Raw genomic sequence first — 23,111 nt, forward strand, 5'->3', positions numbered from 1 at the left:
ATAATGTTTTTTAGTTTTTAATGAAATTTCAAAAATAAAAGCAGTTTTTTATTATTTATTTAATATTAAATTAATGAATATAATAAGCTTTTGGAAATTCTATTTCAATTATACAGAGAATTTTTGTAATAAACTAATTTTTAATGATAATTTTCGATTAAATCCGCCAGCAGCTGTACTCCAAAGCCGGTTGCCGCTTTTTCTTTGGCATATCCTACATTTCCAAATGCTACTCCGGCAATATCAAGATGCACCCATTTTGGATGATTTTCTATAAACTGTTCAAGAAATTTTGCTGCAACAATACAATCTCCAATGGGTTTCATTGATATATTTTTTATATCGGCTACATCAGAGCGGATATTTTCTTTCCAGATGTCCCAAAGTGGTAGGTTCCAAAGCTTTTGATTGGTTTTGTCACCGGTTTTAATCATAAGATTTTTAAGCTCTTCATTATTGGAAAATAGTGCTCCGCAGGTATCGCCGAACATTCTCACCGAGCTTCCTGTCAACGTAGCAATATCAATAAGAATATCGGTTTTGTAGTTTTTTGAGAGATAAGAAAGTCCGTCGGCCAAGATCATTCTTCCTTCTGCGTCCGTATTGAGAACCTCTATCGTTTTGCCGTTGTAGGCCGTAATGACATCACTTGGAAGAAAAGCTTTTTCAGAAATGGCATTATCGGTAATCGGTAAAATAGCTATAATATTCACAGGAAGCTGCATTTCCGCGGCATAAATTAAAGTACCCAAAACAGCGGTCGCACCTCCCATATCCGACTTCATATAATGCATATTGTCCGGGTTTTTTAAAGAAATTCCTCCTGTATCAAACAGTACACATTTGCCAACCAAGCCGAAGGTTTTTGCATTTTTAGCAGCAGTTTTATATTCAAGGATTGTGAATGCTGCTTCATAAGCACTTCCCTGGTTTACCGAAAGATATGCTCCAAGGCCAAGTTCTTCACACTTTTTTCTATTAAATGAAGTATATTTCAGATCATATTTTTTAGATAAATTTTTTAAATATGTACTGAAAGTATCTGGCTTCTTTAAATTGGCCGGTTTGTTCAGCCATTCCTGACAGGTGATTTGCCCGTTACTTATTGCCTCTGATTTCCGTCTGATAAAATCAAGCTTTTTCTGGCTTAAATTCTCGAAATGAAGCTCAAACTTTGCATTCCAGAACGGATGTGTCTTTTCGAAAGGATAATTGTAAGTGCCGATTAACAATCCTTTCACAAACTCTTCGAATTGCCTTTCATTAATGAAGTCTCCGACAACTAATGTGGGTAATGGTAATATTTTCTCTTTATAGGTTTGCGAAAACTTTAAAGCAACCTGCTGAACTTCAAACAACGCCAAATCTTCTTTACCCAAACCAATGAAATAAGCAATTCCTTCTTCCTGAGCGTTGATGAAAACTTCGTGTTTTTTACCGGAGAAAAAAGTAGATATATTCTTATTGAAATTTTTAGATGTTTTTATCCATTCCTCTTCGGTGAAAAGGTGAAATATCTGCGTGTAATTTTTGATTTTTTTATTGACTAATTTCATAATTTAATGTTTACTGTTTTTGCTGAGGTTTTACTTCAACCGGATTTTCTGTATTGTTGTAAAAAAGCCATTCGATCGCTCTTGGGAACTCCTGAGACCAGTAGAATTCACTGTGATTGCCTTCAGGATTAATGCTGGTCCGGAATTCAAAGTCAAAAAGATTTTTCTTCTCCCAGCGTTTCAGATACTGCTCAAAAATATGAATTCTTTTTACCATTTTGGATCCTTCGCGTCCTCCGCCATATAAATAAATTTTCATGGTAAAAGGAACTCTGAAATTCATCATCGGAAAATTATTATTGGGTTCAACCCAAAGAGATGGTGAAAAAATCAGCAGCTTGGAGTAGACTTCAGGATAAAGAAAACCACTGTAAATACTGATCAGCGCACCCAGCGAGCTTCCTCCGATTCCGGTATTGTCACGGTCTTTTTTTGTCCGGTAATTCTCATCAACAAAGGGTTTCAGGGTATCTGTTATGAAGCGGATGTATTTCTTTCCTTCAGACCCGTTTGCAACATGGTCATTATCAAAAATATATTCTTTGATCCGGTCTTCACTTCCATGCTCGATCGCAATAATAATGATGTCTCCGCGACCATATTCGGTAAGTACAGAGAGTTTCTTGTCGATCTCCCAATTTCCGTAATCGCTTCCTTCATTGAAAAGATTCTGAGCATCCTGGAGATAAAGAACAGGATACCTTTTATCAGAAATATAATAATCATAGGGAAGAAGTGCCCATACTTTGCGGTGGCGGTCCAGCTGAGGAATATAAAATTCTTCAGAGATCACTTCCACAATCGGGAAAAATTCTTTCTTAAAAGGTCCCCAATTCAGTCTCCATTTTTTTACCAGGTCGGCAATTTTTCCTGTGGACTTGCTGACTTTTCTGTTTGGGGTAATATTTCCGTATATATCCAATTCTACATTTTCCCAGCCGCCTTTCGTAAATTTGTATTCAATATTTTCAGGCAAAAGCTGATTGTCTATTTCGATAAAGTAATTCTGGTTTTCGGATTTAGTGAGTTTATAACGTTCATCTCTAGGATTCCAACTGTTGAAATTTCCTGTGATATAAATATTTCTTTCATCATTTTCTTCAGTAAAGAGTTCAAATCTCATTCGTGCGTTTTTACAATTAAGAATGATAAATTTATAATAAAATCTTTTTGTGACAAATTATTTTTAAAATCACCGGACGCTCCTGAAAAAAGCTCTATATTTGATAGAAACAAGTGATGATATGCAATTAACATAATAATTACTTCAATATTAATTAACAATCCTTTCTGATTTTTTTAGTATTTTCAGAAAAATAATAAAATTTAAATCAAACCGTGATGAATTCGGTTAAAACATACACTCTTTTTACGGATCACGACATTTATCTTTTTAAAGAAGGTAAACATTATAAGCTGTACGACAAATTCGGTGCGCATTCCGTGGAAAAAGATGGAGTGAAGGGTACCTATTTTTCAGTATGGGCACCCAACGCAAAAAAAGTTTCGGTGATCGGAAACTTCAACAGCTGGAATCATAAAGATCATATTTTGTTTCCCAGATGGGACGGATCAGGTATTTGGGAAGGCTTCATTGAAGGTCTTACCTGGGGAACTTTATACAAATACGCGATAGAAACTGCAAGAGGTGAAATTCTCGAAAAGAGTGATCCTTATGCATTGAGTTGGGAGCAGAATATCCAGGCGGCATCACTGGTCTCTACCACATGGTATGAATGGAATGACGAGGAATGGCTGAAAAACCGCTGGAAAAAAAACAGTCTCAAAGCTCCTTTGTCTGTATATGAGCTCCATATCGGCTCCTGGATGAGAAGTGATGAGGACTCTGAAAGATTTCTTAATTACCGTGATATAGCTGCAAGGCTTGTTCCTTACATCAAAGAGATGGAATTCACTCATGTGGAATTCATGCCCGTTATGGAATATCCTTATGATCCCAGTTGGGGTTATCAGATTACCGGTTTTTTTGCGGCAACTTCCCGTTTCGGTTCACCACAGGATCTGATGTTTCTGATTGATGAGCTTCATAAAAATGATATCGGTGTGATTCTGGACTGGGTTCCTTCCCATTTTCCCGGAGATGCCAATGGTTTACACAGATTTGATGGTTCTTATCTTTATGAGCACGAAGATCCCAGAAAAGGCTTTCATCCCGACTGGAAGTCTTATATTTTCAATTACGGACGAAATGAAGTAAAATCTTTTTTAATTTCAAACGCGATGTTCTGGCTGGAAAGGTATCATGCAGACGGACTGCGTGTGGACGCTGTGACATCGATGCTTCATCTTGATTATTCCCGAAATGAAGGAGAATGGGAACCAAATATTTATGGCGAAAACGTCAATCTTGAGGCAAAAACTTTTTTACAGGAATTTAATACTGCTGTTTATAAAGAATTCGGTGATAATATCCTTACAATTGCTGAAGAAAGCTCGGATTTTCCTCTATTGACAAAACCTGTTCACGACGGAGGTGTCGGTTTTGAGATGAAGTGGATGATGGGCTGGATGCATGACACACTGGATTATTTTAAAGTAGATCCTATCAACAGGAAGTTTTTTCATCACAAGCTGACTTTCGCATCGATGTATATGTATAATGAAAATTATATGATGCCTTTATCTCATGATGAAGTGGTGCACGGAAAGGCCAGTCTTATTTATAAGATGTTTGGTGACGAATGGCAGAAATTTGCCAATCTCAGGGCTTTGTATGTATACATGTTTACTCATCCGGGTGCCAAGCTTTTATTTATGGGTGATGAATTCGGACAAACCAGTGAATGGAACTTCAAGAAAAGTCTGGACTGGCATTTGCTTGCATATCCTGTTCATAAAGGTTTACAGCAATTGGTGAAAGAGCTTAATCACTTATACAGATATGAGACTGCTTTTTACGAAAATCAGTTCAATCATTATGGATTTGAATGGGTGCAGGCTGATGATCTCGACAATTCGGTATATATTTATCTGAGAAAAGGAGAAAAAAAGGATGATGTATGCATGGTTATTCTCAATCTCACACCAAGAGTGATCGATTATAAGATCGGTGTAGCTGCGGGAAGCCATTGGGAAGTTATCTTTAACTCCGATGATGAGCAATATGCAGGGAGTGGAGTGAAAGCAGATATTTTCAACGAGGAGTATGAGGATTATATGAATCATCAGAAGTCAATCAGCATCAACTTACCTCCGCTGGCAGGGATTATTTTAAAGAGGAAAGATAAAAAGTATAAACAGAACAGAATTAAACACCATAAAAGATAAGTTAGAAATGATAATTTACCATCTAAGTACGGAATGTTATCCCGTGGCAAAAGTAGGAGGTCTGGCGGATGTAGTAGGCGCTTTGCCGAAGTATCAAAACAAAATTAAAGATATTGATGCGAAGGTTGTTATGCCCTGGTATAATAAATCTTTTGTGTATGATCATGAGTTTGACACAGTTTTTGATGGCTTTATACACCAGGGCGGAAATATGCTTCAGGTACAGGTTTTAAAGGAAAAATCCAATGTTTTAGGATTTGAATTGTACATGGTAAAGATCCCGGGACTTCTGGACAGAGATAATCCTTATGGATATCAGGATGAAAATTTTCAGTTCATTGCTTTTCAGCATGGCGTATTGCACTGGTTGAGCGCTATGGAAATCCGTCCGGACATTTTACACTGTCATGATTATCATACAGGACTGGTTCCTTTCATGATTGAATATTGTCCTGAATTTTCTTTCCTTAAAGGCGTAAAAACCGTAGGCACGATCCATAACGGAGAATACCAGGGAATGATGAGCTGGGAAATGGCCAGATATCTTCCCGCTTTTGATCAGTATAAATGGGGATTGCTGGACTGGAATGGACTGATAAATCCTCTTGCGAGTATGATCAAATGCGCCAGTGCATTTACAACAGTTTCGCAAGGATATCTTGAAGAGCTTTACGTAAGCTTCAGAGGACTTGAAAGTCTTGTAAGAGATGAATTTGGCAAAGCATATGGCATTATCAACGGGATTGATACAGAGGTTTGGAACCCTGAAACCGATCCGATGCTGGATTTTAATTTTAATGTTAAAAATGCCGTTGAACAAAAAAGGAAAAGTAAAGAGAAACTTTGCAAAGAATATGGCTTAAAGCCCGAGCTTCCTTTTTTTGCATTTATAGGAAGATTTGCCACCGAAAAAGGAGCAGATTTACTGCCAGATATTGTATGGAGAAGTATTAAGCAAAGCTACGGAGCTCTTAATATCATGATTTTAGGATCCGGAAATACTTATATTGAAAATAAGCTGAAAGAATATGATTATACCTACACCAATTTTGCTTTGGATTTAGGATATAAAGAACATCTTTCGCATAAAATATACGCTTCGGCGGATTTTTTGCTGATGCCTTCAAGGGTTGAACCTTGCGGACTCAACCAGATGTATTCCATGAGGTACGGAACAGTTCCGATTGTGCGTTATACCGGAGGTCTAAGGGATACTGTTGCTGATATTTCTACAGGTGGAGCAGGAATTAATTTCACATATCCAGGCGTAGATGATGTCATCCATGCAATGAACAGGGCATTAATGTTATATAATCAGAAAGATATGATGGAAAATCTTATCCACGCCAATATGAATTTTGATTTTGCATGGGAAAAGTCTGCAGAAAAATATATAGCTTTATATAAGAATTAACCATTTAATAATAAGCATAAAAACGCAATATAATTTATGAAACGCAATGTAATTTCCATTGTTTTAGGAGGAGGTAGGGGAACGAGGCTGTTCCCGCTCACATACTCAAGATCTAAACCTGCCGTACCCATTGCAGGGAAATACAGATTGGTAGACATTCCTATCTCAAACTGTCTGAATTCAGGATTAAATAAAATTCTTGTCTTAACACAGTTTAATTCAGCTTCTTTAAATTCACACATTAAAAACTCTTATCACTTTGATATTTTCAGCAAAGGATTTGTAGATATTCTGGCTGCAGAACAGAACGTTGAAAATGAAAACTGGTATCAGGGAACGGCTGACGCAGTACGTCAGTCGATGAAGCACCTGGAAAAATATGATTATGATTATATCTTAATTCTTTCGGGAGACCAGCTTTACCAGATGGATTTCAGGGAAATGTTGGATTTCCACATTCAAAAAGGTGGTGATGTTACTATTGCTACAATTCCTGTAAATGCCAAAGATGCAACAGGTTTCGGAATTTTAAGTTCGGATGATGAAGGAAATATTACCTCTTTCGTTGAAAAACCGGGATATGATATGCTGGATGGTTTACAGTCTGAAGTTTCTGAAGAAAATAAGAATGCTGGTAAAGAATATCTTGCTTCAATGGGAATTTATATTTTTACCAAAAGTATTCTGAAAAAAATGTTTGATGAAGGCGCAGGAGATGATTTCGGAAAAGATATTATCCCTAATTCCATCGGAAAATATACAACCCTTAGCTATCAATATGAAGGATACTGGACAGACATTGGTACCATCGAATCTTTTTTTGAAGCAAATATCGATCTTTGTCAGGATTTTCCGCAGTTTAATCTTTTTTCTTCTTCTCCAATTTATACCAGAGCGAGAATGCTGCCACCATCAAAAATCAACGGTTCTTATGTGAGTAAAGCGGTTTTTGGTGACGGATGTATTATTATGGCTGACAAAATTGAAAATTCGGTAATCGGAAATAGAACCAGAATTGATAAGGGAAGTACTATTGTGAATTCTTATGTCATGGGATCAGATTTCTATCAGGATACGGCAGAAATTGTTATGAATGATAAAAAAGGCCAACCTAATATGGGAATCGGAAAATACTGTTACATTGAAAAAACAATTTTAGATAAAAACTGCTACATCGGGGATAATGTACGCATCATCGGAGGAAAACATCTTAGCGACGGTGATTACGGGACTTATTCCGTTCAGGATGGCATTATTGTGGTGAAAAAAGGAGCTGTTCTTGCGCCGGGAACTCATATTGGGTAAGAGCTGAGTGTTAGAGTTGGAAAAAAAGGAATTGATAACATGTAAGATATTCACAAATCATCTTTCTATATCAATTTCTTCATCTTTCATCCGTTAAAAATAAAATCAAAACAGAGTGATCATCATATTGGTCACTTTTGTTATTTTCTATACATTTGTACGATGCGTTTTTTTAAAATTATAGCCGTATTTATCATTTTGCTGATTGGAGCTTATGCAGCTTCTATGTATTATTTTGTGGATGAAAGCAAAGATTTTAAAATAGAAAAGGAAATTAATTATCCTGTGGAAAAAGTTTTCAGTCAATTTAATAACCTGCAGAATTTTACCCGTTGGAATAATTTCTTTACAAGCTCCAAATCTATTGATATTGATTATTATACGCCCTATGAAGGGCAGGGAAGTTCTATCAGTTATACAGATCCTAAAAACGATACGGACGGCGAAATGTTTCTTCGCTATGAAAACCCTAATAAAACGCTCAGATACCAGCTTTTTGAGGATAGAAACGAAAGCCCGACCTTAGTTGATGTTAAATTTAAAGCTGTTGCACCCGAGAAAACAAAAATTACCTGGATTGTACATACCCCAAAATTATCCGTTTTAAGACGTGTTGAAAATTTCTGGACGGAAGACAGATTTGCAGAAAATATCGACAAGAGTATGGGTAATCTCAACAATGTCTTAGGAAATAAAGTGGAGAAAGACAATCAGATGGCTGCGATAAAATACGACAGTTTAATGGTTGAAAATGAAGAAGAAAAACTTTTATTAGGTATCAACGTGAGTACTTCAAACAAGAAGGATGCTCTTTACAAAAATATTGTGATGAATTATAATAAAATTTATAATTATACAACAATGGATTTAGGCAAAAAAGACGATGAATTCGGATTTCCGGTTCTGATCACGGATGCCGACAATTATAAAGATAAAGAAGTGTCTTATTTTCTTGGAATTCCATTATCTAAAAAGTTTGGACTTACCGATAATAATTTCAGTTTCAGGACACAAAGCCCTACACAGAATTACGTCATGTATTACAAAGGAAATTATGCAGGAAGAATAAAAGCAATCCAGCAACTTATTCAGAAAGCTAAAAAGGACGAAATGCGTTTCGGGGATATCAGACAGACCTTTATAGAGCGCCCTACGGAAGATCAGGATGTCAATATGAAACTCTCATTATCAGTATTTAAGTAAATTCAAAATAATTATTTCTTTTATAGTTTTTTTAATAGTTGCGGGCTGTTCCAAGTCGGTTTTTTTTATTAAATTTGGGGTTTAATTCTATAAACAAATTTTAATAACAGATAAACTGTAATAATGGACAGATTTTCATTCCTAAACGCAGCTCATTCTCAATTAATTGAGGATTTATACCAACAGTACTTAAAATTTCCCGACTCTTTAGAACCATCATGGAAGGCCTTTTTTCAAGGTTTTGATTTTGCATTAGAGAATTACGGAGACGATGATAATATTCAATATACCCAGGCTCCGGCAGTTTCAGCTCCTGTAGTACAGCAGGCTGCTCAGGCCGCATCAAACGGAGAGGTTCCTGAACACATAAAGAAAGAATTTAAGGTGGTAAACCTTATCGAAGCGTATAGAACGAGAGGTCATCTGTTTACAAAAACCAATCCTGTAAGAGAAAGAAGACATTATACTCCGACTTTAGATATCGAAAATTTCGGTTTGGATAAATCAGATCTGAACACAAAATTCAACTGTGCGGTTGAAACCGGAATGAAAGGTCCTGCAACATTACAGGAACTGATCACGCATTTGGAAAATATCTACTGTGATTCTATCGGGGTAGAGTATATGCACATCAACAACGTTGAAGAAAAAGACTTTATCAAGCAATGGCTTCAGGTTAATGAAAACCATCCAAGTCTTTCAGCGAACGAAAAAACTGAAATTTTATTAAAATTAAATCAGGCCGTAGCGTTTGAAAATTATCTTCATACAAAATTTGTCGGGCAGAAAAGATTCTCCCTGGAAGGAGGGGAAACCCTTATTCCTGCGTTGGACCAATTGATCACAAGATCTTCCCAATTAGGCGTGGATGAAGTGGTTTTAGGAATGGCCCACAGAGGAAGGCTGAATGTGCTGACCAATATTTTCGGGAAATCATATAAGCAGATCTTCTCGGAATTTGAAGGAAAAGAATTTGAAGAAGACGTATTCTCAGGAGACGTTAAATACCACCTGGGATCATCAAAAAAAATCAAGACGGCTTCCGGTGAGGAAGTTTCGATCAATTTAACACCCAACCCGTCTCACCTTGAAACGGTAGCCGCCCTTGTAGAAGGAATCTGCCGTGCAAAAGTGGATGATAAATACAAAGGAGATTATTCTAAAATTTTGCCGATCGTTATCCACGGTGACGGTGCTATTGCAGGACAGGGTATTGCTTATGAGGTAGCTCAGATGATGACTTTGGAAGGATACAGAACTGGAGGAACAGTTCATATTGTGGTAAATAACCAGGTTTCCTTCACAACGAACTATATGGACGCGAGATCTTCTACCTATTGTACAGACATCGCAAAAGTTACGGAATCTCCTGTAATGCACGTAAATGCTGATGATGCGGAAGCGGTTGTACACGCGATTCATTTCGCAGCTGATTTCAGATCGAAGTTCGGTAAAGACGTATACATCGATTTGTTGGGGTACAGAAAGTACGGTCATAATGAAGGTGATGAGCCAAGATTCACGCAGCCTAACCTTTATAAAATCATCTCAAAACATCCGAATCCAAGAGAAATTTATAAAGATCAGTTGTTAAAAGATAGTGTAACTTCAAACGATGTTATCGCTAAAATGGAAACTGAATTCAAGGCGTTGTTGGATAAAGATTTTGATGCATCCAAAGAAATTGAAAAAAATGTAATGGATGTATTTATGGCAGATGACTGGACCAATTATCCGATTGGTAAAAGAGGTGCTGTTCAGGAACCTGTTGATACAAAATATGATCTGGAAAAGCTGAAGGAGCTGGCGATTAAAATGTCTACTCTTCCTGCTGATAAGAAGTTTTTAAATAAAATCACAAGACTTTTCGAAAACAGAATTAAAGCGATTGAAGGAAACTCATTAGACTGGGCTCTTGGAGAATGGCTCGCTTATGCAACGCTTTTAGTAGAAGGTCATAATGTAAGAATTTCAGGTGAGGACGTAGAAAGAGGGACTTTCTCACACCGACATGCCGTTGTGAAAACTGAAGATACTGAAGAAGAATACATCCCGCTAAGACACGTTTCAGAAAATAGATTTGATGTTTACAATTCTCACCTTTCAGAATATGGTGTTCTTGGATTCGATTATGGATATGCTATGGCTTCTCCTAATACATTGACGATTTGGGAAGCTCAATTCGGAGATTTCGTAAACGGAGCTCAAATTATTGTAGATCAATATCTGGCAGCTGCAGAAGAAAAATGGAAAATTCAGGACGGGCTGGTAATGTTATTACCTCACGGTTCAGAAGGACAAGGGGCAGAGCACTCTTCCGCAAGACTCGAGAGATTCTTAACACTTTGTGCTAATGAAAATATGGTCGTGGCAAACATTACCTCTCCGGCAAACTATTTCCATTTATTAAGAAGACAATTGAAATGGTCATTCAGAAAACCTTTGATTGTTATGAGCCCGAAATCACTATTAAGACATCCAAAAGTGGTTTCTCCTTTGGAAGATTTTGCAACAGGAAGCTTCCAGCCAATCTTAGATGATCCGGCTGCAGATCCTAAGAAAATTGAAAAATTAGTGCTTTGTTCAGGTAAATTGTATTTCGAATTATTGGCTAAAAAAGAAGAATTAAATGCTGAAAACATTGCCTTGGTAAGATTTGAGCAGTTATATCCTCTTCAGACAGATGCGATCGAAGCAATCTTCAGTAAATATGAAAATAAAAAAGAGATCGTTTGGGCTCAGGAAGAACCTGAAAATATGGGTGCATGGTCTTACATCTTAAGAAACTTCAGAGATACAGGAATTCAGGTAATTGCTCCTGTTCCAAGTGGTGCTCCGGCTCCGGGAAGTCACAAAATGTTTGAAAAAAATCAAAATGGAGTAATCAACAGAGTATTCGACAGAGATGATGCTCCGGCAAAAAGACCGGTAACCGCTTAAATTTAAATAGAAGTTAGATATTAGAAGTTAGAAATGATTCTTTATTCTTTTATCCATTTTCTTAAAGTCCAAAAAATTAAAAATTAAAAAAATAAAAAATACGATATGTCAGTTTTAGAAATGAAAGTTCCTTCACCGGGCGAATCAATTACGGAAGTTGAAATTGCAACTTGGCTTGTAAAAGATGGTGATTATGTAGAAAAAGATCAACCAATCGCTGAAGTAGATTCAGATAAAGCGACTCTTGAATTGCCTGCTGAACAAAGTGGTGTTATCACTTTAAAAGCTGAAGAAGGTGATGTAGTACAGGTAGGACAAGTGGTTTGTTTAATCGATATGGATGCTGCAAAACCTTTAGGAAACTCGGCTCCTGCTGCTGAGGCTCCAAAACAGGAAGAAGCTCCGAAAGCGGCTGAACCGACTAAACAAGAGGCTCCAAAACCTGCCGCTCAGCCAGCTGCTGCGACTCAAACGTATGCAACAGGTGCTCCTTCTCCTGCAGCTAAAAAGATCCTTGACGAAAAAGGTATTGATGCCGGACAGGTTTCAGGAAGCGGAAGAGATGGAAGAATCACAAAATCTGACGCAGAATTGGCGGCTGTTCCAGCATTAGGAGGAAACCCGGTTACTGCTACCGGTTCAAGATCTACGACAACAACAAAACTTTCAGTTCTTAGAAGAAAAATCGCACAGAGATTGGTTTCTGTAAAAAATGAAACAGCGATGTTAACGACTTTCAACGAGGTTGACATGTCCGAAATCTTTAGACTGAGAAAACAATATAAAGAAGAATTTGCTCAGAAACACGGTGTAGGGCTTGGTTTCATGTCTTTCTTCACCAAAGCGGTTACCAGAGCATTACAGATGTATCCGGATGTAAATGCATCGATCGACGGTGATTTCAAAGTAAACTATGATTTCTGTGATATTTCAATTGCGGTTTCAGGCCCTAAAGGATTAATGGTTCCTGTGTTGAGAAATGCTGAAAATATGTCTTTTGCAAGCGTTGAAGCAAATATTAAAGATTTAGCTACAAAAGTAAGAGACGGGAAAATTACTGTTGACGAAATGACAGGTGGTACATTTACTATTACAAATGGTGGTACTTTCGGGTCTATGATGTCTACCCCGATCATCAACCCTCCTCAATCTGCGATCTTAGGAATGCACAATATCATCCAGAGACCGGTAGCGGTTGACGGGCAGGTGGTAATTCGTCCGATGATGTATGTAGCAATGTCTTATGACCATAGAATTATCGACGGAAAAGAATCTGTAGGGTTCCTGGTTGCTGTAAAAGAAGCCATCGACAATCCGGTAGGTATTTTAATGAATGGTGACGAAAGAAAAGGCTTAGGCTTATAATCTTAGAAAAGAATTATAGTATAAATTTTAATCTCGCCCCAAAAAGGCGAGATTTTTGTATATTTTTAGAAAATACCAAGATGATGTTTTCAAAAATGACCTCTAATATCAAAGTTTCAGTAATACCTGAATATGATAGCAAAAACAGTTATCCGTCTGAAAACAGGTACGTTTTCAAATACAATATAACGATCGAAAATGACGGAAATTTTCCTATAAAAATCCTTAAACGAAAATGGCTTATTTTTGATGTGGGATTTGGTTACACAGAAATTATCGGAGATGGAGTAATCGGGCTTACTCCTGAAATTTCCATTAATGAAAATTTCGCGTATTTTTCAAATGTGATGTTACGTTCCGGAGTAGGAAATATGAGCGGAAAATACCTCGTGAGAAACATGGAAACTCAGGAAAATTTTGAAATTGATATTCCTAAATTTAATTTATTATCGGAAGTTTTAAGCAACTAATTAAAGCTTTTTGATCTTAGGTTTCATATAGTCTGCAATTTCTTCATTTGTTGTAAGAAACAGTTTTTCAAAAGCTAATAAGGATATTTTAGCGCAAACCTCTGCATCATCGCCTGCTCTGTGATGATTAAAGTTTAACTGATGGTATTCTGCCAAATTTTTTAATCCATATCTCGGTAAATAGTTCCATGATTTTTTTGCCAGTTGAATACTGCACAAATAATTAAGTTTCGGCGTAAACATTCCATAGTGATTAAGGCATCCTCGCAAAACTCCGGCATCAAAACCTGCATTGTGAGCAATCATTAAAGTGCCGTACATCATTTCTTCCACTTCATACCAGATTTCGTCAAATGTTGGAGCATCTTTTACATCGTCAGGCAAAATTCCGTGAACATCTACATTAAAAGGGCTAAAATAAGGAAAACTTGGCGGTTTGATAAGCCACGTCTTTGTTTCTACAATCTTAGAATTCTGTACAATACATACGCCCAACTCACATGCGGAATTTCGCTCGTGAGTAGCCGTTTCAAAATCTATTGCACAAAAATCCATAATGCTACGTTGTTATTTTGAAAAATGTTGTATTTCTGTTGGTCGCCACTTTTGTGATATTGATAATTACATCTTTAAATTTATCTTTTAAAGTATTAACATCAAAATGATCGTTATCAGTAATGGTAATAATGAAACTTTTAATGATATTCTTTCTTTCAGGGGTATCAATTGTTTCTGTAAGGATACTTCCGTGCGTCACTTTTTCGCTGATATATTTACTAATATTTTCAACAGTATTTTTGTCAGCATTTTTATTTATTTCTATACGAAATCTTCCTCCATGAATTCCCTCCTGAAGTCTTACCAGATAAACGGAACCTTTTTTAAAGCTTACTTTTCTTTTACGATCAATCTTTTCAGTAATATCATTTAATGACATAACCTTTTTAGATACAGGCTTTTCTTTTTCCAGGTCAATATTATCCACAAGATCACGGAACGAATAAATTTCAATATTTACGACGTCCGAATCTTTTATATTTTCTGAACCTTTTTCTGTTATTATACGGTAACTGTAGCTTTTATCAATTGCAGACCACGCATTTTTTTGCGAAAATGAATACTGGAAAATGAGCAAAAATAACAGCAGCGATATTGGAGTTGTTTTCATTATAAAAAATGTTTAAAAATCAACCATTTTGATTGATAAAAATTATGTTTTTGGTACTTCTGACGTCTTTTCCATGTCCCCGGAATTTGAGTGTAAAAAGCAAAATGTGCTTTTCCTACAGCCCAGAAATGTGATATTCCATATTTGTAGCCAAAATATACAGCAGCCAATCCGTCAAGAACGAGTCTGGCAAATATAACGGCAATCATATTTGGAAAGGGCATATTTTTTAAGAGCATAGAAAGATTATTCCGCATATTCAGGAAAGTTTTCTTTGCACTTTGTTTATTTAATGTTCCGCCACCCACATGATAAATTGTTGATTTTCCTGTATAAAAAATCTTTTTTCCGGAATTAATTAATCTCCAGCAAAGATCAATCTCTTCCTGATGAGCAAAAAATCTTTCATCAAAGCCTTCTTGCTCCCAGAAATCTTTTGATCTTATAAACAGACAACATCCAGAGGCCCAAAAAATCTCCGTTTCATCATTGTATTGCCCATGATCTTCTTCGATATCATCAAAAATTCTCCCTCTGCAATACGGGTATCCTAAATTATCAATTAAACCACCCGCAGCACCTGCAAACTCAAAATAATTCTTTCTGTCATAAGACAAAATTTTTGGCTGGATTGCTGATATTTCAGGATTTCTTTCAAACAGAGTCAGTACTGGTTCTAGCCAATGTTCGGTGACTTCCACATCAGAATTGAGCAAACAATATATTTCACTTTGAATATGTTTTAATCCTTCATTATAACCACCCGCAAAACCGTAATTTTTATCATTTTTAATAACTTTCACTTCAGGGAAATTATTCTGTAAAAAATCAATGGAATCATCTGTAGAAAGATTATCGATCACATAAATATTAGATTGCTGGGAAAACCTTACTATCCCTGGAAGAAATTTTTCAAGCCAGGATTTTCCGTTCCAGTTTAATATAACGACAGCTAATTTTTTCGGCATTTATTACTCAATTTTTTCAGAATCAAAGTTTTTGATGGAATCCTGATATTTCCACTTTCTGTGCGACCAAAGATAATTATCTGGACGTTTATGAATTGTATTTTCCAACAATTTATGGAATTTTTTTACCACTTCATGCTCTACAAATTTTTCTCCGTCAGGATAGATTCTGTGATAATTAACCTGGTAAAATCCACGCTTTACTTTTTTCATTTCACAATAAATGAATGCAAGATCCATTTTTGTCGCCAATCGGTCGTAGCCGGTAAATACAGGCGTTCTTTGATTCAGGAAATTTAATCCGTATGTGATATGTGCAAAATGTGGCGTCTGGTCGGCAACAAACATGTAGGCGGAACTTCCGTCATTTTTAGATCGTACGATATTTAAAATAACTTCTTTAGCTTCCAGAGCCTCATTCCCGAACTTGTTGCGTACATTTTTCATCTGGTTTTCCCAAAAATCACTGTTTACCTTTCTGTATACAGGATGGCAGTGATCCTGGGGAATTATAGTTGCCAGTGCATTGATCCATTCCCAATTAAAAACATGTCCGGCGAGCAATATAATATTTTTCCCTTCCTCTTTTGCCTCATGAAAAACTTCCTGATTGATGTGCTGCATTCTTACCCTTGACTCGGTTTCTGAGATACTGAAGGATTTGATGGTTTCAACCAGATAATCTGAAAAATTGCGGTAGAACTTCTTTCTTATTTTATCAATTTCCTCATCTGATTTTTCAGGAAATGAATTCTTTAAATTCTTTGTAATAACATTTTTACGATAGCCCACAATATAGCAGTTCAGAAAAAACATTATATCCGAAAAGAGATATAAGATTTTCAGCGGCAGCTTAGAAATTAAGTATAATATTTTGATTAAAAAATTCATAAAACAGGCAAATTTACGGATAATAAAAATATGGTTGTATTTTTGCTTGCAAATAGTATTATTTTTTTAATTTTATATTATGAAAAAGTTATCATTAATAGGTTTTCTGGGATTAAGCGTTTTTGCTTTTTCTCAAAATATAAAGCCGGCCGACGATAAAGTGAATACTGATAAAACATTATTGGTACAAACTGATCATTCAGAATTGGACGCAAAAAAGAAAGCAGCAGAAGAAAAGGCAAAATTACCGAAGCCGTATGATCCGAAAGCTGATGCTGAAAAAGATATTCAGAATCTTATTGTTAAAGCAAAAAAAGAGAAAAAGAATATAATGATCCAGGCTGGTGGAAACTGGTGTATCTGGTGCTTGAGATTCAACCAGTTTGTACAAACGACACCGGAGCTGAAGAAGCTCGTTGATGCAAATTACGAGTATTACCACTTAAATTATTCGCCTGAAAATAAGAATGAAAAGATTTTTGCCAAATATGGTAATCCTGGAGACAAATTCGGGTATCCTGTGTTCATTATTCTAGATAAAAATGGTAAGATGATCCATGTTCAGCAAAGCGACGTATTGGAAGAAGGAAAGGGGTACAGTCTTGAGAAAACAAAAGAGTTTTTTAAGCAATGGGCTCCAAAGTCATAAAAACTTAAATTGGGATTTATTCTCGTTATTTATTGAGTAAAAACAAAAACCACTTCAATTTGAAGTGGTTTGTATTTTGTAAAAGTCTTATAAATTAAGCTTCTTCAGATTTAGCTTCTTCCTTTTTAGCAGGAGCAGCTTCTACCGGAGCATCAGATACAATATCGAATTCGAAATTGTATTCTACATTTCTGTGTAATCTGATGTTAGCAGTTACTTTACCAGTTCTCTTGATTGTATTTCCTGGGATTTTGATGTATTTTTTCTCTACAGAAACACCAGCTTTTTCAAGAGCAGCAGAAAGATCTGCATTGTTGATAGATCCGAATAATTTATCACCAGAACCTACTTTTGCAGGAATAGTGATAGAAGTTTTCTTCAATTGATCAACGACAGCGTTTGCAGCAGCGATTAATTTAGCTTCTTCTTCTTTTCTAGCTTCTAAAGTAGCTTCAAGAGCTGCTTTGTTTTTTGGTGTAGCTAAAAGCGCATATCCCTGAGGGATAAGGAAGTTTCTTGCATAACCAGGCTTTACACTTACTGTGTCGAATTCAAGACCTAAGTTTTCTACGTCTTTTTTTAGGATAATGTCCATTGTTGTTGTCCTTTTTTTAGATGTTAGAAATGAGATATTAGAAATTAGACTTAATGTCTTTTGTCTGAGATCTGAAATCTAAAATCAAGTTAGAATTAATTATTTATTCAGCAACAAAAAGCCAAAAGCTAACGCTAATGGCTAATTGCAATTTTTTTTATTTCAATAAGTCCGCTACGTATGGTAGTAACGCAAGGTGTCTTGCTCTTTTGATAGCAGCAGAAACTTTTCTTTGGTATTTTAAAGAAGTTCCAGTGTATCTTCTTGGTAAGATTTTACCTTGTTCGTTTACGAACTGTAATAAGAAATCAGCATCTTTATAGTCAACGTGCTTAATTCCGTATTTTTTGAATCTACAATATTTCTTTTCAGATTTTGTATTGATGTCAAGCGGAGTAAGGAATTTTACTTCTGATTCTCCTCCAGCTGAGGCTTGTTTAGCCATTTCGTCTATTGCCATGTGTTGTCTTTTTAAAAAATAGGGTTAATAATTAAGCTTTAGCTGCTTTTACTTTTGCTCTTCTTGTTATCGCGTAGTCAACAGCGTGTTTGTCTAGTTTTGTAGTCAGGTAACGGATTACTCTCTCGTCACGCTTGAATGCTAATTCTAAATCAGCAACTACAGAACCTTCACCTTTAAATTCAATTAAAGTGTAGAATCCATTCTTTTTCAATTGGATCGGGTAAGCTAATTTTTTTAATCCCCAGTTTTCTTTAGCAACGATTTCGCAGTTCTTTTCTTTGATAAGATCTACATACTTGTTCACTGCTTCCTCCACCTGTGCATCAGATAGAACGGGAGTTAAAATGAAAACAGTTTCGTAATTGTTCATAATGTAAATAAATTTGTTAATTATTTCGAGGTGCAAAAGTATTTAAATTATTTGTAATATGCAAACGTTTGGGGAAGTTAATGAATATTATTGGTAAATATGTGAAGGATTGTTATAAGAAATTTTATTTAAATCAAAAAAACCTCCGGATTTCCGAAGGCTTTGTATTGATGAGATGTTTCGACAAGCTCAACATGACAATTGCATTATGACTTATCTTTATTATTAACTGGTAGTAATTAATTACTTATTACCAATTCTCATTACTTATATTTCAGTGTTCAGATCCCAGTTTTCAAGGTAGTCGTGAACATGTTTCAGCATCATTCCGCCTAAAGAACCATCAACCACTCTGTGGTCGTACGAATGCGACATGAACATCAGGTTTCTAATCGCAATCACATCTCCGTCAGGTGTTTCCAGAACGGCAGGCTTTTTAACGATGGCTCCAATAGCCAGAATTGCAACCTGAGGCTGAGGAATGATCGGAGTTCCCATAAGGTTTCCGAAACTTCCAACATTAGAGATCGTATATGTGGCGCCCTGCGTATCTTCAGGTCTTAATTTTTTGTTTCTCGCTCTGTAAGCCAGGTCGTTGATCGCTTTCGCCAATCCGGAAAGAGACAGCTGGTCTGCATTTTTAATCACAGGAACGATAAGATTTCCGTCCGGAAGAGCAGTAGCCATACCGATATTGATATTTTTCTTTTTAATGATGTTCTCACCATTTACAGAAACATTGATCATTGGAAAATCCTGAATTGCCTTTACGACAGCTCTTACGAAAATCGGCATGAAAGTAAGCTTTTCACCTTCACGTTTTTCGAAAACAGCTTTGTTCTTGTTTCTCCATTTTACCACGTTGGTGACGTCAGTTTCGATAAAAGAAGTAACGTGAGGAGCAATCTGCTTAGCCTTTACCATGTTTTCAGCGATGATTTTTCTCATTCTGTCCATCGGAATGATCTCGTCGCCTGCAGCAGCCGTAATGGTAGCTGCCGGAGCTGAACTTACAGATGATTGTGGAGCAGAAGGTGCCTGTTGTACAGGAGCGGCCTGTGGAGTTGGCTGGTTTCCTCTGTTTTTAACGTATGCTAAAATATCTTCTTTGGTAATTCTTCCTTCTAAACCATTTCCTTTGATGGATTTCAGTTCGGCTTCAGAAATATTTTCTTGTTGTGCAATTGATTTTACAAGCGGAGAAAGATAAAGGTCTCCCGAAAACTCTGTAGAAGCAGATACTTTTAACGGTTCTTCTATTGTCTGTAAAGTTTCCGCATCCGGAGTAGAAGCGGGAATTTCTGTAGTTGTTTCTTCAGAAGCAGGAGCACTTCCTTCTCCCTCAATTTCTAAAATGGCAATAGCTTCGCCTACTTTTGCAACTTCGTCTTTCTGTTTTAAAATCTTTACGATTTTCCCCGAAACTGGTGTCGGAACGTCTGAATCTACTTTGTCAGTTGCAATCTCCACTACGGAATCATCTTCGTTCACATTATCTCCTTCGTTGAATAACCAGGTGATAATCGTCGCTTCCATAACACCTTCTCCCATGGAAGGAAGCAATAATTTGTACTCTGCCATTTTTATTTTTTAGATTTTGACAAATATATAAAAAAAATCGATTTTTTTATGAAATATTAAATTTTAGAAAAATTCGATGTAAATATTCTCACCAACATTAAGTCCAAACAAAGACTTGGCGCCGTTCTTCTTGCTTCCTTTATAAATCGTTAATTCCAAAAGCTGACTATCATTGAAAATTGCTGCAGATTGGCCGTGGAATTCGGTTTCTCTTTCCCAATCTGAAACGACTTCCGTGTGGCTCAGGAATATGCGTGAAAGGCTCAGATTTCTGAATTTTATAGTAAAATTTTCGTACCCTTTACCGGAACTTTCAAAAAAATCTTTGCTAATATTTGATATTATATTTCCGAAATTATCAATATAGGTTACCTCGCCAATAATCATCTTTTCGGAATCATTAAAAACAGGTTTCGGGAATAAAAGTTGCTTGGCTGTATCAATTTTTCTTCCGATTACCTCGGGAAGTCCACCATTGGCCAAATGTACTGCAGCCGGAACAAAAACATCGGTTGATGTGAAATTAACAATATCATCAAACCTATTATTAAGTGTGATTTCGTAGATGGCTTCGGGTTTTATATCAAAAAATATGAGGCTTAAAAGTCCGTTGTCGGCAGCAATAAAGTAATGTCCATCGGCTTTACAAACGATATTTTTTCTTGATTTGTTGTGAAAACTATCGACAGAAAGTATATGAACAGAGTTTTTAGGGAAATGTTTATAGGCATTTCTGACAATATAAGAGGTCTGTACCAGATTAAAAGCCTGAATATCGTGGGTAATATCAATAATATTAACTTTCTGATTCAGAGAAAGTATACTGCCTTTTACAGCGGCAACCCTGTAATCCAAATTTCCGAAATCTGAAGTAAGTGTAATAATTGACATTGATTTTTTATAAGAATAGTAGAAATGCAAATTTATTTAAAATAAAAAGAATGCCCGAATGATTGTGGAAAAGAATTTGATATAAATTTCCAAAAAAAGCTTTACATTTAAGTTCTAAAATTAATAAAGATACTGCATGTTTGAATTAACATATGATTTGGAGGATATCGATGCGAAAATCTTCTATGGAGTTAATAACCAATATTTCAATTTAATAAAATCTACTTTTCCTACACTTAAAATCACGGGTAGAGATCATTATATATTTGCAATGGGTAATCAGGAAGCGCTTGACATTTTTAAGCAAAAGCTGGATGATATTGTGAAATATATCTCAAAAAATAATTCTATCGATCTTAAAGACGTTGAAAATATCCTGAATATTAAGGATGAAAATGAGAAACAGCTTGTTTTTGATCAGGATATCATCGTAAAAGGGGTAAATGGTAAAATTATTAAAGCTAAAACCACCAACCTAAAAAAATTAGTAAAGGAAACTGAGAAAAAAGACATGGTTTTTGCAATCGGACCTGCGGGAACGGGAAAAACATATACGAGTGTTGCTCTTGCTGCAAAAGCGCTAAGGGATAAAACTGTAAAAAGAATTGTACTCACAAGACCTGCTGTGGAAGCAGGGGAGAGCCTTGGTTTCTTGCCTGGAGATCTTAAAGAAAAGCTGGATCCGTATTTACAGCCTTTATATGATGCACTTCGCGACATGATTCCTCACGAAAAACTGGAAGGATTTATTGAGAAAAAAGTGATTGAAGTCGCACCACTCGCTTTTATGAGAGGAAGAACGCTGGATGATGCGTTTGTGATTCTGGATGAAGCTCAGAACACTACCCATTCACAGATGAAAATGTTTTTAACCAGGATGGGGATGAATGCAAAATTCATCATTACAGGTGATCCCAGCCAGGTCGACCTTCCGCCTAAACAGCAATCAGGTTTGAAAGAAGCCATGAGGATTCTGAAAGGGGTAAAGGAAATTGGTTTTGTACATCTTACGGAAGAAGATGTGGTAAGACATCCGGTGGTTAAAAAGATTATCCTGGCTTATAATGATGAAGAGAAAAGACAGCGGAACGATTAAAAATAATTTATATACTTAAAAGAATATTGTAATACAGGGAGTTATCTTCTTGTATTTTTTTTATTTAAAAATAAAACTCACAAGTGTTTGAATTTTAAAAAAAAAGAGTATTTTTGTCCCGGATTACTTTAAAAAACTATTAACAATGAAGAAATTTCTACTTTTGGCAGCAGTTGCTGTTATGGGAATGAGCGCTAACGCTCAGGAATTCAGATTCGGACCTAAAGCAGGTTACTCATTATCAATGCTAAACGCAAAAGGAGATGGAGAATCTTATAAATTTGATTCAAAATCTACTTTCTACGCGGGGATACTAGCCGAATATAAAATCAGTGATAAATTTGCGGTACAAGGGGAAGTTTTATATTCTCCACTAGGAGGAAAGCAGGAAGAATCCGTAACTTATAACGAAATGGGTGTTACTGTTACAGGTACTGAAAAATCAGATTGGAAATTTGGAACTGTACAGATTCCTGTTAGTGCCAAATATTATGCTACTGAAAATTTAGCTTTCGGTTTAGGGCTTAATGTAGGTATTGTTACTTCAGCGAAAGTAGAAGCCACTGCTACATTATCAGGATCAGCTATGGGACAATCTTTTTCGGAGTCGACAAGTTCTACTGAAGATGTGAAAGATGATGTAAACACGTTAAATTTAGCTCCTTTTATTGGTGCTGAATATACATTGGAGAATGGTTTATTCTTTGATGCGAGATATAATCTTGGTGTTTCTAATCTGATCAAGAATCCGGAAGGAAATGAAACTTTAAAAAATAGCTTCTTCCAAATTGGAGTTGGCTTCAAATTCGGAGGAAATTAAGAATTATTTCACAAAAGAAATCAAAGCGGTACAAAATTTGTACCGCTTTTTTCGTGGTTTTAAAGGTACCACATTTTC

21 protein-coding genes are annotated in these 23,111 nt (G+C 36.1%); 10 read left to right on the forward strand and 11 right to left on the reverse strand.

Annotation, left to right across the window (positions count from 1 at the left end; translation table 11 throughout):
- Positions 1 to 140 precede the first annotated feature (140 nt).
- Positions 141 to 1,556 (reverse strand): leucyl aminopeptidase family protein, encoded by a 1,416-nt coding sequence (locus tag BMW64_RS14900; RefSeq protein WP_090000755.1) that lies wholly within the window; start codon positions 1,554 to 1,556, stop codon positions 141 to 143.
- A 10-nt stretch (positions 1,557 to 1,566) separates the two neighbouring features.
- Entirely contained in the window at positions 1,567 to 2,679 is a 1,113-nt protein-coding gene (locus BMW64_RS14905; RefSeq protein ID WP_090000756.1) for an alpha/beta hydrolase, read from the reverse strand.
- Positions 2,680 to 2,897: 218 nt separating this feature from the next.
- Between BMW64_RS14905 and glgB the strand changes: the two genes are divergently transcribed.
- The 7 genes from glgB (at position 2,898) to apaG (ending at position 13,541) form a co-directional block, all read left to right on the forward strand.
- The gene (glgB, locus tag BMW64_RS14910; RefSeq protein WP_177175304.1) at positions 2,898 to 4,844 is read left to right on the forward strand and encodes a 1,4-alpha-glucan branching protein GlgB; all 1,947 of its coding nucleotides are present in this window, start codon (positions 2,898 to 2,900) and stop codon (positions 4,842 to 4,844) included.
- Positions 4,845 to 4,851: 7 nt separating this feature from the next.
- A complete protein-coding gene (locus BMW64_RS14915) occupies positions 4,852 to 6,258 on the forward strand; it encodes a glycogen synthase (RefSeq protein WP_090000758.1) in 1,407 nt (468 codons plus the stop codon).
- A gap of 36 nt (positions 6,259 to 6,294) precedes the next feature.
- Positions 6,295 to 7,563 (forward strand): glucose-1-phosphate adenylyltransferase, encoded by a 1,269-nt coding sequence (locus BMW64_RS14920; protein WP_090000759.1) that lies wholly within the window; start codon positions 6,295 to 6,297, stop codon positions 7,561 to 7,563.
- Positions 7,564 to 7,725: 162 nt separating this feature from the next.
- On the forward strand, positions 7,726 to 8,766 hold the full coding sequence (locus BMW64_RS14925) for an SRPBCC domain-containing protein (protein WP_090000760.1): 1,041 nt from the start codon (positions 7,726 to 7,728) through the stop codon (positions 8,764 to 8,766).
- A 123-nt stretch (positions 8,767 to 8,889) separates the two neighbouring features.
- Positions 8,890 to 11,706, forward strand: a complete 2,817-nt coding sequence (locus tag BMW64_RS14930; RefSeq protein WP_090000761.1) for a 2-oxoglutarate dehydrogenase E1 component — start codon at positions 8,890 to 8,892, stop codon at positions 11,704 to 11,706.
- Between the two features lie 105 nt (positions 11,707 to 11,811).
- Positions 11,812 to 13,071 carry a 2-oxoglutarate dehydrogenase complex dihydrolipoyllysine-residue succinyltransferase gene (gene odhB, locus BMW64_RS14935; protein WP_090000762.1) on the forward strand — a complete coding sequence of 420 codons (1,260 nt, stop codon included), beginning with the start codon at positions 11,812 to 11,814 and terminating at the stop codon, positions 13,069 to 13,071.
- A gap of 80 nt (positions 13,072 to 13,151) precedes the next feature.
- Positions 13,152 to 13,541: a Co2+/Mg2+ efflux protein ApaG gene (gene apaG / locus BMW64_RS14940; protein WP_090000763.1), complete on the forward strand. Its 390-nt coding sequence runs from the start codon at positions 13,152 to 13,154 to the stop codon at positions 13,539 to 13,541.
- Here the strand turns inward: apaG and BMW64_RS14945 are convergent, their stop codons facing one another.
- The 4 genes from BMW64_RS14945 to BMW64_RS14960 are packed head-to-tail and all read right to left on the reverse strand — an operon-like array spanning position 13,542 to position 16,568.
- Positions 13,542 to 14,096 carry a 3'-5' exonuclease gene (locus BMW64_RS14945; RefSeq protein ID WP_090000764.1) on the reverse strand — a complete coding sequence of 185 codons (555 nt, stop codon included), beginning with the start codon at positions 14,094 to 14,096 and terminating at the stop codon, positions 13,542 to 13,544.
- A gap of 4 nt (positions 14,097 to 14,100) precedes the next feature.
- The gene (locus BMW64_RS14950; protein ID WP_090000765.1) at positions 14,101 to 14,709 is read right to left on the reverse strand and encodes a hypothetical protein; all 609 of its coding nucleotides are present in this window, start codon (positions 14,707 to 14,709) and stop codon (positions 14,101 to 14,103) included.
- A complete protein-coding gene (locus BMW64_RS14955) occupies positions 14,709 to 15,677 on the reverse strand; it encodes a glycosyltransferase family 2 protein (protein WP_090000766.1) in 969 nt (322 codons plus the stop codon). Before BMW64_RS14955 ends, BMW64_RS14950 begins: the two co-directional genes overlap by 1 nt.
- A 3-nt stretch (positions 15,678 to 15,680) precedes the next feature.
- A complete protein-coding gene (locus BMW64_RS14960) occupies positions 15,681 to 16,568 on the reverse strand; it encodes a lysophospholipid acyltransferase family protein (RefSeq protein WP_090000767.1) in 888 nt (295 codons plus the stop codon).
- A 79-nt stretch (positions 16,569 to 16,647) separates the two neighbouring features.
- On the opposite strand from BMW64_RS14960, the gene BMW64_RS14965 reads away from it, so the two are divergent.
- Positions 16,648 to 17,217 carry a thioredoxin family protein gene (locus BMW64_RS14965; protein ID WP_090000768.1) on the forward strand — a complete coding sequence of 190 codons (570 nt, stop codon included), beginning with the start codon at positions 16,648 to 16,650 and terminating at the stop codon, positions 17,215 to 17,217.
- A 94-nt stretch (positions 17,218 to 17,311) separates the two neighbouring features.
- Here the strand turns inward: BMW64_RS14965 and rplI are convergent, their stop codons facing one another.
- From rplI to BMW64_RS14990, 5 genes are all read right to left on the reverse strand, one after another.
- Positions 17,312 to 17,812 carry a 50S ribosomal protein L9 gene (gene rplI, locus BMW64_RS14970; RefSeq protein WP_090000769.1) on the reverse strand — a complete coding sequence of 167 codons (501 nt, stop codon included), beginning with the start codon at positions 17,810 to 17,812 and terminating at the stop codon, positions 17,312 to 17,314.
- Between the two features lie 157 nt (positions 17,813 to 17,969).
- On the reverse strand, positions 17,970 to 18,272 hold the full coding sequence (rpsR, locus tag BMW64_RS14975; protein WP_002979091.1) for a 30S ribosomal protein S18: 303 nt from the start codon (positions 18,270 to 18,272) through the stop codon (positions 17,970 to 17,972).
- 31 nt (positions 18,273 to 18,303) lie between these two features.
- Positions 18,304 to 18,645 carry a 30S ribosomal protein S6 gene (gene rpsF / locus BMW64_RS14980; protein WP_090000770.1) on the reverse strand — a complete coding sequence of 114 codons (342 nt, stop codon included), beginning with the start codon at positions 18,643 to 18,645 and terminating at the stop codon, positions 18,304 to 18,306.
- Between the two features lie 267 nt (positions 18,646 to 18,912).
- A complete protein-coding gene (locus BMW64_RS14985; protein WP_090000771.1) occupies positions 18,913 to 20,226 on the reverse strand; it encodes a dihydrolipoamide acetyltransferase family protein in 1,314 nt (437 codons plus the stop codon).
- Between the two features lie 63 nt (positions 20,227 to 20,289).
- On the reverse strand, positions 20,290 to 21,117 hold the full coding sequence (locus tag BMW64_RS14990) for an SAM hydrolase/SAM-dependent halogenase family protein (protein ID WP_090000772.1): 828 nt from the start codon (positions 21,115 to 21,117) through the stop codon (positions 20,290 to 20,292).
- 136 nt (positions 21,118 to 21,253) lie between these two features.
- Between BMW64_RS14990 and BMW64_RS14995 the strand changes: the two genes are divergently transcribed.
- Positions 21,254 to 22,213 carry a PhoH family protein gene (locus BMW64_RS14995; protein ID WP_090000773.1) on the forward strand — a complete coding sequence of 320 codons (960 nt, stop codon included), beginning with the start codon at positions 21,254 to 21,256 and terminating at the stop codon, positions 22,211 to 22,213.
- Between the two features lie 145 nt (positions 22,214 to 22,358).
- The gene (locus BMW64_RS15000) at positions 22,359 to 23,033 is read left to right on the forward strand and encodes a porin family protein (protein WP_090000774.1); all 675 of its coding nucleotides are present in this window, start codon (positions 22,359 to 22,361) and stop codon (positions 23,031 to 23,033) included.
- Positions 23,034 to 23,111: the final 78 nt, after the last annotated feature.

Origin of the sequence: Chryseobacterium taichungense (assembly GCF_900109935.1) — a bacterium.
Classification (GTDB): Bacteria; Bacteroidota; Bacteroidia; order Flavobacteriales; family Weeksellaceae; genus Chryseobacterium; species Chryseobacterium taichungense.